Annotated in this window: 10 protein-coding genes; 5 read left to right on the top strand and 5 right to left on the bottom strand. The window is 45.5% G+C overall.

Annotation, left to right across the window (positions count from 1 at the left end; translation table 11 throughout):
- Positions 1–379: 379 nt before the first annotated feature.
- Together AC5YB3_RS08055 and AC5YB3_RS08060 are read right to left on the bottom strand one after the other, a co-directional pair.
- Positions 380–1,012 (bottom strand): glutathione S-transferase family protein, encoded by a 633-nt coding sequence (locus tag AC5YB3_RS08055; protein ID WP_006084090.1) that lies wholly within the window; start codon positions 1,010–1,012, stop codon positions 380–382.
- 144 nt (positions 1,013–1,156) lie between these two features.
- Positions 1,157–3,742 (bottom strand): TonB-dependent receptor, encoded by a 2,586-nt coding sequence (locus AC5YB3_RS08060; RefSeq protein ID WP_006084091.1) that lies wholly within the window; start codon positions 3,740–3,742, stop codon positions 1,157–1,159.
- 243 nt (positions 3,743–3,985) lie between these two features.
- Here AC5YB3_RS08060 and AC5YB3_RS08065 point away from each other — a divergent pair, with 243 nt between their 5' ends.
- From AC5YB3_RS08065 to AC5YB3_RS08080, 4 genes are all read left to right on the top strand, one after another.
- Complete coding sequence (locus AC5YB3_RS08065) at positions 3,986–4,525, top strand: PH domain-containing protein (protein ID WP_310801807.1); 540 nt, start codon at positions 3,986–3,988, stop codon at positions 4,523–4,525.
- Between the two features lie 151 nt (positions 4,526–4,676).
- Entirely contained in the window at positions 4,677–5,951 is a 1,275-nt protein-coding gene (locus tag AC5YB3_RS08070) for an Nramp family divalent metal transporter (protein ID WP_494526914.1), read from the top strand.
- A gap of 152 nt (positions 5,952–6,103) precedes the next feature.
- A complete protein-coding gene (locus AC5YB3_RS08075) occupies positions 6,104–6,568 on the top strand; it encodes a YehS family protein (RefSeq protein WP_006080239.1) in 465 nt (154 codons plus the stop codon).
- Between the two features lie 275 nt (positions 6,569–6,843).
- A complete protein-coding gene (locus AC5YB3_RS08080) occupies positions 6,844–8,532 on the top strand; it encodes an NAD-dependent malic enzyme (RefSeq protein WP_006084095.1) in 1,689 nt (562 codons plus the stop codon).
- Between the two features lie 128 nt (positions 8,533–8,660).
- On the opposite strand, the gene AC5YB3_RS08085 is transcribed toward AC5YB3_RS08080, so the two are convergent.
- Positions 8,661–9,095, bottom strand: a complete 435-nt coding sequence (locus tag AC5YB3_RS08085; protein WP_006084096.1) for a DUF3069 domain-containing protein — start codon at positions 9,093–9,095, stop codon at positions 8,661–8,663.
- Between the two features lie 36 nt (positions 9,096–9,131).
- On the bottom strand, positions 9,132–9,656 hold the full coding sequence (locus tag AC5YB3_RS08090; RefSeq protein ID WP_106651592.1) for a phosphatase PAP2 family protein: 525 nt from the start codon (positions 9,654–9,656) through the stop codon (positions 9,132–9,134).
- A 155-nt stretch (positions 9,657–9,811) separates the two neighbouring features.
- Between AC5YB3_RS08090 and AC5YB3_RS08095 the strand changes: the two genes are divergently transcribed.
- Entirely contained in the window at positions 9,812–11,734 is a 1,923-nt protein-coding gene (locus AC5YB3_RS08095; protein WP_494526915.1) for a tetratricopeptide repeat-containing diguanylate cyclase, read from the top strand.
- On the opposite strand, the gene AC5YB3_RS08100 is transcribed toward AC5YB3_RS08095, so the two are convergent.
- A complete protein-coding gene (locus AC5YB3_RS08100) occupies positions 11,731–12,528 on the bottom strand; it encodes a substrate-binding periplasmic protein (RefSeq protein ID WP_494526916.1) in 798 nt (265 codons plus the stop codon). The two genes, AC5YB3_RS08095 and AC5YB3_RS08100, sit on opposite strands and share 4 nt — an antisense overlap.
- Positions 12,529–12,648 lie beyond the last annotated feature (120 nt).

A 12,648-nucleotide genomic window follows, 5' to 3' on the forward strand; every position in this document is an offset into this window, starting at 1 on the left:
TAACAGCAAGGGCAGATATCACTATCTGCCCTTTTTTATACCAATCGTATTAAATATCTGTTCATTCAGCGGGAGTTCAACGCGCTTTAGACAAGACGAAGGCTTGAAGGCATAGTGGTGCTCTGTCGAAAGCCTTAAACGCAGTATAAAGCGCGTTGAAACCCGCCCTTCGGGAGCCTCACAGGCATCCCACTCCGGTGTTGCATTGACTTAAAAGGGAATAACCATTTCTGCGTCAATGCGCCTTGGATTGAGATGCCTGTGAGGCTCTGAACTGGTTAGATATTTAATGTGATTGGTATTCTCATAATGATTTTCAGATAATGGTGGGAATGCACCTGAATCATTCAAGGCTAAAATAATCAGCTACTCTGCCTGATTAACCCTTAGCAGCCACCACAGCATCCATCTTCTGCAAAGCCGATTGACGCGACGGCAGCGCAGACAACCTATCGCGATAAGCGGCGAGTTTAGGTGGAATGGCTTGTTCAAACAATGTGCCCCACATTAAGGTATGGGCCAATAAAATATCCGCCACCGAAACGTCATCACCGAGCAAAAAATCACTTTCAGGCAACATGGCTTCGGCCAATGCAGCCGCCTTATCAAACTCCCATACCGCACAAGGCATGATCTGCGGATGACGCTGCTCCTCCGGTAAAGCAAACTTATGCTTACCCAAAGTCCAAAGCGGCTGCTCAAGCTCAGTAATGATGAAGCTCACCCATTGATGGTGCAAACCCGATGCGTTACTCCCCGCGGGTGGCAACAACTTACCCCCGCCATACTTTTCTGCTAGATAAAGGCAAATCGCCGCAGATTCGGATAACACTAGCTCATCATCAGTTAGCACAGGCACTTTACCGCAGGGGTTTATCGCTAAAAATGCCGCGCTGCGATGCGCACCTTTGGTCATATCCACAAAGGAAAAATCCCAATCAACGCCCAACTCTTCCAACACCCAAGCAACTCGTAATGCGCGACTGCGCGGTGTGCCATATAAAGTGATCATTGCAACGTCCTTTTAGTCCGGTTAATTCGTGTCCTAACGAAGATACACTGAGTTTGCGTTAGTGCAAATCTGCCCATAAAAAACGGCGCTTAATGCGCCGTTTCGATTTCACTACACTTTGATATAAAGCACGTAGGCTTAATATTAGAAGTTCATAGTGAGTTTAGTGTAGATGTAGCGACCCATAGGGTTATGTACTGAAATAACATAGCCGTAAAGGTCGGTATCACCGTCACCGATCGCAAATGGTGGCTCTTCGTCAAATACGTTGTTTACACCCAATGTCAGTTTGAACATTTCATTGAAGCGATAAGTACCTGACATGTCGACTAAGATTTGAGCATCAACCATACGAGACTTGTTGCTTTCGAAGTCGAGGACGCCATCAAAATTGATATCTGGTGTATCTTCAAACTCGCCGATATAACTCAGATTAATGTTGGCGGCAAAGTTATCCATAGTCCAGTTAGTAGTAAGTAACCAGCGATGTTGAGGGAACTTGTACTCACCGGTGTAATCTAGGCCATCTTTTTCGAAACTATGTAAATAACTGTACTCAAGTCCAAATTTCAGATCACCATAGCTATCCAACTCAACGCCATAATGACTCGAAACATCCATCCCTTGCACATCTTGTGAGCTTAGGTTGATAAAGCTTGAATGGATGATACTGATTGGACCTAAAGTCTGACCCACCTGTGGAGCTAAACGCTCACATACAGTGCTGTTTTGATCATTACAATTTGCGGTATAGATATCGCCTAACGGCTGTTTATCGATTTTGTTATCTTGTGTAATGCTATAGATATCAAAACCAACATCGAATTTCTGGCTTGGCGCCCAAATCATACCGACGTTCCAAGTTTCGGATTCCTCAGCATCCAGCTCCGAGTTGCCTTCAAATTCAGTGTTGTAATCTAAAGCTTCACAATCAACACTATCAGCAGCGCAGCGGTAAGTATCAATGAAGAAACTACTTTCACGCGATGGACCAAGACCTATTTGTGCTAAAGAAGGTGCACGGAAACCCGTAGACCAAGAAGCACGCGCCGTTATCTCGTCAGTCACTCCCCATTGGAAGGCAACTTTAGGGTTAGTCGTTGAACCAAAATCACTATAGTGATCATAACGACCAGCAAGTTGTAGCTCGAAGTTATCCGTTACCGGAATAGATAATTCAACATAAGCTGCATATTGCTCACGTGATGCCGCCGCAGAGACTGCTTCAGTACCAAAAATCAATCCACGTTGGAACTGTTCATCGGGCACATCGCTGACATCTTCTTCACGATATTCAGCTCCAGCCGCCATCATAATATCGCGACCAGCAAGGGTAAATGCTTGACCTGAAATGTTAGCTGCATAGGAAGTCATGTTTGACAAACCTTGGCGCACTAAACTAGTGGTAATGTCATCAATGACATCTTGGGAGTTCATGGTGCCACCGAAAGGATTATAGCGACCCGCATCGATTTCACGTTGTAAATAATCGGTTCTGACCCAACCTTGGCTGCGATCCCCCGTTTGAGTGGACTCACTGCGACCTTTTTGCACCGAAGCTTCCCAGTCCCAATCTTTAACTACGCCACGCAAACCTGCGACTAAACGAAGAGTATCAGACTCGATATCCCAACGACGCGCACCCGCATCAACGGTGCGGAAGCGACCAATTTCAATATCTTTCCCCCAAGGGTTATTTGGGTGAGTTCCTGGTACGGTTAAGCCTGCATCCTCATCAAGAGGTGTTGGTGCACCGCCCGCTTCCGACGTGTTGTGCTGGGCAGCTAATTCAAGGAAAGCAGTTAAATCATCATTGAAATGATATTCGAATTGCCCAATAGCTCCCACTCGTTCTGCAGAAGGAATAACAAGGTTATATGGCCCATAATCAAATACACAGCTGCCGCTTGGCGTCGCCCGATCAGGTGGACAGGCTGGATCTATGGTTTTCACCCCATCAACATAAAAATAACCAGGAAAACCACGGGAAGAACGGAAATCCTCACCGCCATAAGGAGTCTGATCTGCACTGCCGAAACGGCCTAAATCAGTCGCAGCTAAGGTACCATTTTTAAAATAATCGAGAATAACGGAGGCACTGCCCTTATCAGACTTCATCCCCCAAACCATGTTCGCAGTGGTTTCATCGTAACCCGTACCTGAAGCATCACCGTAGCCGAGATTGACTTCAATACCCTCAATGTCTTTCTTCAGGATAATGTTGACCACACCGGCAATCGCATCAGAGCCATAAATAGCCGATGCACCGTCCTTGAGTATGTCGATACGTTCGATCGCTGAAACAGGGATATTATTGATATCAACGAAAGAATTAGTAATACCTTCAGCAAAAGCACTCGCAGCAACCCGACGACCGTTAATCAACACTAAGGTCGCATCAGGACCTAAACCACGCAAACTGATAGACGCGCCACCGTTGGCAGTTGAATCTTGGCTATTACCACGGGTAGAAAACGCACCAGCACCGTTCGCAGGCATACGTTCGAGCAATTGCTGTAGGTTATCGAATCCCATATTAGCAATATCGTCTTTGCTGATCGATTGGATCGGGGAAGGGCCTTCGATATCTGTACGTTTAATACGAGAACCCGTCACTTCAATACGTTCAACTTTTTCTGCGCCTTTATCGGCAGCATGGGCTATTGTTGGCGCAAATGCTAAAGCAATAGCGATGGCACAAGCACTGGGTAGAATCTGAGGTCTGTTCATACATATCCCTTGTTTTATCTATTTTATTAAAATTACATTAACCATTAGAAAACCATAAATTAACAATACACAAGGTAATGAGTTACAAACCAAAGTCAATGGGATCATAATGAAAGTTAAACTTTTGTTACATGTTGAGACAATATGCTTTCCTTCTGCGAGAATCAAAAAGGTCTAGGCACTAGAAAATTCAACTAACGAGACAAATCGTGGTACTTGAATATCAGAATTTAAGGAAGAAACATGGAAGACAAGATCATTCATCAAGCAGAGTTTGAGTCCAATCTAGGTTTGTATTGGTTGCTTTCAGGGGCCGCCTATTTCAGCCTCAGCATAGTCGGCATTCCCTTGTTATTGCTTTGGTTTCCAATCGGGCTGTGGGGAACTCGCCGCTATATTCGTAATATGAGTGCCGAGCTCACCAGTAATAAGTTGATTGTGCGCCGCGGAATATTAACTCGTACCGAAAATACAGTGCCTTTGGACAAAATTACCGATATGGCATTGATCCAAGGCCCAATTATGCGCCTATTTGGTCTGCATAAACTCACGGTAGAAACCGCAGGGCAATCGGGCGCAGGTGCCTTGATAAGCTTAGTCGGCATAGTTAATGCGCCTCAATTTAGAACCCGCGTATTAGAACAAAAAGAGCGTCTTACTCAGCGCCCACATCCAGCGAGTCCATCTGTACAACCTGATGATGCGTTATTACAAAACGTAGTCGAGATGGCAGCAAGCCTAAAACGAATTGAAGCCTTGCTCAGCCAAAAATTAAATAGATAAATTGAATAAAACGACTTTCAGTTCAATCACTTTCCCTTTAATGTTGAGCCACTCACTTAGCGTTAGCACAGCTTTAGCATGAGCGCAGCCTTAACATAAGGGCTTGTTCGATTCCCCAGATTAATTTTCAACAGGTAATTTTAATAACGACATGACTGAATCCTCGACAACCTCCCCTTCATCTTCTTGGATGGCACACCTGACGCTTGGCATTAAAGCTATGGGGCCCGGTGTGCTTATGGCCGCAGCGGCGATTGGTGCATCGCATTTAGTTGCCTCGACTCGGGCTGGCGCCGAATTTGGCTGGCAATTGGCTTGGGTCATTTTAGGGGTGAATTTACTTAAGTATCCCTTCTTTGCCGCTGGCGCACGCTACACCGCCGCCACAGGGGAGAGTTTACTGCACGGTTACCTCAAACAGGGCCGAGGTTATTTGCTGCTATTTACCGGACTGAATGTGATTGCCGCAGTCGCCAGCACAGCGGGTGTTTGCATGCTCACCGCCGCTATGTTGACCCAATTTATTCCGCTTCCCATCGATTGGTTAGCCCTGCTGGTATTGCTGAGTTCATTGGCTTTGCTGATCTTAGGCCATTATCAACTACTCGATAGACTTACTAAGATCATCATGTTCGCCCTAACCCTTACTACCTTGATTGCTGTGGCCTTAGCTTGGGATCATGCTCAGCCATTAGCGAGCAATTTTGTTTCTCCCTCACCTTGGCAATGGGCCCATGTGGGATTTTTGGTCGCCATGATGGGCTGGATGCCGGCACCGATTGAAGTGAGCGCTTGGAACTCCCTCTGGTTGCTCGAAAAACAAAAAAGCCAGACGGTCACAAAAGCGCAGGCGCTGCTCGACTTTAACTTAGGCTACATCATCACCGCGATCCTCGCGATCGTGTTTCTGTCCTTGGGCGCCTTAGTGATGCACGGCAGTGGTGAGCACTTTTCTGATTCAGGCGCACAATTTGCTAATCAATTGATCAACCTTTACAGCCAAGTGATGGGTGGTGAAAGTCGTTATCTTATTGGGATTGTGGCTTTTCTCTGTATTTTTAGCACCACAGTAACCGTTATCGATGGCTACAGCCGCACCTTAGATATGGGCTGGCAATTACTCACCTCAAAGGCCAGTTCAGACAAACGCCTCACAGGGATCATGCTCGCCATCAGTGCCTTTGGCTTATTGCTGATCCTCTTCTTTAAAGGCGCACTGTTGCCGCTACTTGAGTTTGTGATGATTTTGGCCTTTATGACCACTGTCATTTTTGCTTGGTTAAACTACCGCTTAATGACCAGCAAACAGCTCCCCGAAGCCGATAGGTATGGCACTAAGATGAAGCTACTCTCTTGGTTTGGCATAAGTTATCTGCTGATTTTCGCGGCACTGTTTATCTATTGGTACAACGTCATTAAAGGTTGATTGCTAAGATGTCATGACAGCTATTTATGCCAGAATCATAAATAGCATTCGCTACGCTGCGTTAAATTCCGGCTAAATTCTGCTTTTGAGGCGGTTTGGGTATATAATACCGCCTCTTAAACCAGACAGCGCAGCCGCGCCAAGAGATGACCATGATTAATAATGATATTTTGCGCCGTTTGCGCTTCGTGTTTGATTTCAACAATGCCAAAATGATTAAAATTTTTGCCAAAGCTGGAAGAGAAGTGCCGACAGAAGAGATCATTGCTCTACTGCACAAAGAAGAGGAAGAAGGTTACAAAGCCTGTAATGACACCACTTTATGTCAGTTCCTAGACGGCCTTATCATCGAAAAGCGTGGCCTACGTGAAGGTGCAGAAATCCCAGCGCCAGTATCGCGTTTAAACAATAACTTAATCTTCAAAAAGCTCAGAGTTGCCCTCGAAATGCGTGAAGAAGACATAGTTGCAGCCTTGGCTCTAGCCGAAGTTCAAATGTCAAAATCAGAACTGAGCGCGCTGTTCCGCAATCCGGATCATAAGAATTTTAAAGAGTGTGGCGATCAAATCCTGCGTAACTTTATTCGCGGCTTATCACTTAAGTATCGTGGTGAATAACGCAAAACATAAGTTTGTCACATCAAACGCAGCTTAGGCTGCGTTTTTTTATATCCAATTTAAGCTATACCTAAAGTTGCTTAGGCATAAACAACAGCATAACAATTCCATCTGAAGTACCTCATAAATCCTGTTTAAAACAGCTGACTTTTTTACTGCTGCAAAAAAAACCACAAATACCTCGTCCCACGGACAACAAAGATCACATTTCATGATAACCTTACGTGACTTACAGCACGTATTGACCACTTAAACAATAACTCAAAAGGTTACCCATGGACGATAATAAACGCCCCCTCTATCTTCCGTTTGCAGGACCTGCCATTCTTGAAGCCCCACTGATTAACAAGGGCAGTGCATTTTCTGAAGAAGAGCGTATTTTCTTTAACCTCGAAGGCTTAGTTCCCTATGCCATTGAAACGATTGAGGAGCAGGCTTCCCGCGCCTACGATCAATTTAGAAGTTTCAACAACGACTTAGACAAGCATATTTACCTACGTAATATCCAAGACACTAACGAGACCTTATTTTATCGTTTAGTGCAAAATAACATCAGCGAGATGATGCCTATCATCTATACGCCGACGGTAGGTTTGGCTTGTGAACGTTTCTCGAAAAACTATCGCCGCAACCGTGGTTTGTTTATCTCTTATCCGAACAAAGATAGGATCGATGACATTCTCAATAACTCGACTCGCCAAAAAGTTAAAATCATCGTTGTTACCGACGGTGAACGTATTTTAGGTCTTGGCGATCAAGGTATTGGCGGCATGGGGATCCCTATCGGTAAGTTGTCACTCTACACTAGCTGTGGTGGCATCAGTCCGGCTTATACTCTGCCTATTACATTAGACGTAGGCACAGATAATCCGCAGTTATTAGAAGATCCTATGTATATGGGCTGGCGCCATCCGCGCATCGGTGGCGAAGAATACGCCGAGTTTATCGAAGCCTTTATGCAAGCTGTACATGTGCGTTGGCCAGACACTTTGATCCAATTCGAAGACTTCGCCCAAAAGAACGCCATGCCGATCTTAGAGCGTTATAAAGATCGCTATTGCTGCTTTAACGATGATATTCAAGGTACCGCTGCCGTTGCCGTCGGTTCATTGCTAGCCGCTTGTAAAGCTGCAGGTACTGAATTAAATCAACAACGTATTGCCTTCCTTGGTGCGGGTAGCGCGGGTTGCGGTATCGCCGAAGCTATCGTGGCGCAAATGGTGTCCGAAGGGATCAGCGACGAGCAAGCTCGCACTCAAGTGTGCATGGTTGACCGTTGGGGCTTATTGCTAGACAACATGCCTAACCTGTTGCCATTCCAGCAAAAATTGGCGCAGAAATGCACCAATATCCAAAACTGGAGTAATTTCAGCGACAATATTTCGTTATTGGATGTGGTTAACAACGCTAAGCCAACCGTGCTGATTGGCGTGTCCGGCGTACCGGGTCTGTTCACCGAAGAAATTATTCGCGCTATGCACAGCCATTGTGCCCGCCCGATTATTTTCCCACTGTCGAACCCAACCAGCCGTGTTGAAGCGACGCCAAAGGACATTTTGCATTGGACCTCAGGTCAAGCACTCGTCGCCACGGGTAGTCCGTTCGAGCCCGTTGTGGTCGATGGTGAAACCTATGAGATTGCCCAGTGTAACAACAGCTTTATCTTCCCAGGTATTGGCTTAGGTGTTTTAGCCTCTGGTGCCCGCCACGTTTCCGATGCCATGTTAATGGCCTCAAGCCGCGCACTTGCAGAATGCTCGCCACTGGCAATCGACGGTAGCGGCCCATTATTGCCGAAACTGGAAGATATCCACGCGGTCAGCAAGCACATTGCTTTCGCCGTAGGTAAAGTCGCAGTTGAACAAGGTTTAACGCTGCCAATGAGCGATGAAATCTTACAACAATCAATTGAAGGCAATTTCTGGAGTCCAGAATATCGCCGCTACAAACGCACTTCGTTCTAAGCATAACGTTGCCGCGACTTAAGTCGTGGCAACGCAGCTTTAGCTAAGGGTTTGTGCCAGCAAAAAGCCCGTCACTGCAAAGTGACGGGCTTTTTGATTTTCAGACTCAGCGCTTATTTCAATAAAAACTAAGGCGCCATCACCTGTTTAAAGCTATTGAGCATAGAGCGATCGGTACGTGCTTTTTTCAATTTGCGTAGACTTTCTTTGAGCGACTCATCGGCTAAACGGGTGAAGATACCGTTATATTCTTGCTCTTGGATTTCACCATCTGTATCAGCCTGCTCAGAAATCTCTTGGGCAACACGGCTCAACTGCAACCAAGCATTCGCAATATAAAAACCGTGGAATGCGGCTTGCTCCATAAGATTACGCGCGCTAGCAGGCAAAGATGCCCAAGCTTGGCTAAATTTGCCCTCTCTGTCTTCCAACAGTTCAGCGCACAGGCTTTGATATGCAGCCAATAATCCATCCGGAAGTTTTGCCATTGGCAGCACTTTATTCGCAACATTGTAAGAAATCTGCTCGGCAGTTTCACGGTAAACAGCTGATAATTCACTCATAAAAAATCTCGATTAACATTCATTCAAAAAATAGACTTAAAACTGACCACTCACATATAAACCATAAACGCCGTTACCTGCTATCGGTGTGACAGTAATTCCTTCATATGGCTGAGTAAAATACCAACCCGCTAGTGCGCCAATTGCAGCACCCGCTAACACGTCTTCTAGGTAATGTTGATCGCTCGCCACTCGGGTATAGCCAACATACGATGCCGCGACATAGGCGGGTAAACCATACTGCCAGCCATAACGTTGCTGAATAAACGTCGCCGCCATAAAGCTGTCAGAGGTATGACCCGATGGGAACGAATCATCGCCACTACCGTCGGGTCTGTCTTTACTCACGCCATATTTTAGGCCTTCAACAATTAATCGACTCGATACTGCCGCCTGAATTAACTGCCAACTACCGTCGTAACCGTCTTCATAAAATAACGTCGCGCCCATTGCCGTTGCGGGGAGCAATAAATGCAATACATCGCCCGAGGTTTCTAAATCTGAACCCGCCCAACTATTGCTGCTTATCATAAGTAGGGCAGCACAAAGTAATTTTTTCAAGGGTGATTCCTTTTTAGAATAATTTTCAAGGCGAAGTTTATACCTTGATCACTAGCCGAATGCAAAATTGCGATACATCTATATTCAAAATGAACAAACAAGTTATGCTAAGCTCATTATTAGCTATTGATTTTAATGCGAACAGGAAACCTTTTTTGCTACGTCCATTCCGATACTTATCATGTACCTTGTTGCTGCTCTTACTGCCGCTCAGTCTCGCTATGGCAGAAGAACAGACTCAGGTTGATAAAATATTTGAGAGATTTGAAAGCGGTGAACCCATGACCCGTGAAGAAATCGAAAGCAATCTAGCATTATTAAGCAAACTGATTGCAACCGACGATGTACTCCGCAATGAAAAGCTACAGCTACTAAAATGCTGGGATCAAAGTGCCGAAACGGATACAGACATAGCACAGGCAGTTAAGAATACGAGTCAAACACTCACCCTTATTCCACCAACGGCTTCCGCGCATTTCATCACCGACCTCATGCTTTGTCATTCTTGGTTTTTGCAGTTAAATGGTGATGTAGATAGCGCAATGGAAGGCTATAACCTCAGCGTTAAGCGTGCCTATGAGCATGAGGATCTTAAACTCATTGCCGACTCACGCAGCCTTCGCGGCGCTCTGTATTCCTATATTGGCGATTTTTCTGCGGCATTAGACGATCTGATAACTGCACAAGATCTCTACGAGTCACTGAATTTAACCGGCTGGGCTAACATCAATCTTGCCGATATGGCCACCAGCTTTAGACGTTATGGCGATCCCCAAAGTGCGATCCGTTATTACACTAAACTTAAAGCAGTTTATTTAAAGAACAATAACCAAGAACAGGCAATGAATGTCACCTCAGAGATAGGCCTGGCCTTAGATGAACTAGGTGAACATCAACAAGCTATTGATCACTTCTTGCTAAGCTACCAATACTTTAAGGAACATCAGCTGGAAAAAGTGGCCGCCACTATGGCGACGGATATTGCCTTTAGCTTAATCAAACTCCATCGTCTTAATGAAGCGGAAAAATATTTAACTGAAGCCGCAGCTGTGATTAACGAAAAAGATCATGCCGCTTATAGCTTTATGAAGCTCTTTATGGGCAATATCAAGTTTCAGCAAGCACGTTATAAAGAAGCGCTTACCGAACTCGAACAAGGGGAAAAAGCCTTTCGAACCCTGCAAAATGATCGGGGACTCACTCAACTATTACAGCTAAAAAGTGACGTCTATGCGGCCATGAATAATTTACCTGCGGCCTATGGCGCATTGCAGGAATTTGTCGCCCTCACCAAAAAGATCGACGACAACTCCTTCTCACATCAAACCACAGAATTAAAAGTGAAGTTTGATACCACTAGGATTGAATCTGAAAATCAACGTTTGATTGAAAACCAAAACCTTAAAGAACAAGAACTCGCGCTACTCGAGAAGAATAAATCATTACAACACATTATTTTATTATTGACGGGCTTTATCCTGACAATAGTGTCGATATTTGCGTATAAACAAGTACAGAGAAATCGCCAACTGCAGGTCATCGCCCTCACAGATTACCTCACCAAACTCCCTAATCGTCGGCATATTTATGCCCAAGCCGCGCAGTATTTTCAGCAAGCCTTAAAACAACAAAGCCCTTTTTCGGTGATAATCTTTGATGCGGACCACTTCAAGAAAATTAACGATAACTTCGGCCATGAACTGGGCGATCGCGCCTTACTGACGATCGCAAGCGCAGGTAAAGCCCTAACAGGTAATAAAGATCTTATTGGCCGTATCGGTGGTGAAGAGTTTTTAATTCTCTTACCCAACACGGATGCTGAACGTGCTTGTGAACTTGCCCATCAGTTGCAAGCTCATATTAGCCGCCTAGGTGCAGAGGATTTACCCGCTGAACTCAAATTGACCGTTAGCGCAGGAGTCGCAACCTTAGCGCCGCAACCAAATACTGAAAATACTTATCAAGACAGAGACTTTGCCAGCCTACTGAAACGTGCCGACGATGCCCTTTATGAGGCTAAAAATGCGGGAAGGAATTGTGTTAAAGCTGCCAAAAATGAGGCTACGTGCGAGAGTTAAACAGCTTTATGCCAAAACACTTGATGCTGTAAGGGCGGTGGCAGAGCACCAAACCATGTCTGATATAAACGACTAAACTCCCCTGAGTCTTTCATTTTCTCAAGCTCAGTTTGCCAACTCGTGACCGTGGCCGCCGACGTCCCTTTAGAAAAGGCTAAATACAGATTAATCTCAGATACTACATACACTTGGCGTATATCGGCCTCACTCGCGCCCACTTCTTCGAGTATCTGCTTTACCGCAAGATCCGCTTGGCACCAGAAACGAATTCGAGAGAACAGTAATTGCTTCGCCGATTGCTGCGGAAAACTCGCCACCAGCAAATTATCCACGCCCGCTTGTTGTAACAGCTGCGCCCCTGCAGATTCTCGATAAACCCCCACAATATCTTTAGATTGAAGTTCGGCAAGTTGATCGAGTGCAATGGGATCTGCCGCCCTCGCATACAAAGCAATTTTGCTGGTTGCAATCGGGCCGATAAAATCGAAATGATCTTCACGCTCGTCATTAATAGACGTCGCAAAAAGTAAGACATTCGCCAAAGTATTAGCAATCGAATACGCCCGTGCCCAAGGTAACACATCAATTTTTTCACTCTGGCCCAGTCTCGATTGCAAGATATTGACTAAGTCCACCGCAAAACCTTGGGGAACGCCATCTTGCTCGTAACTCATGGGAGGCCAAGCTTCGGTCACCAATTTCAACTTATCAGGCGCCGCAAAAACAAGATTAGGCATCAGGCCTAGTAAGCTCATCGCAAGAAAACACGCCCTAAGGGGAAACGCACTCAGCATACGGATACCAAACGGGAAACATTAAACCTAATCATAGACTCAATCCCTGCTGCAAATAAACATATGCCCAAAGAAAATAGCCTCTCATTCACGCTCACTGAGCAAACTCGTCCGTAACAA

This window comes from Shewanella sp. 1311 (assembly GCF_059338235.1).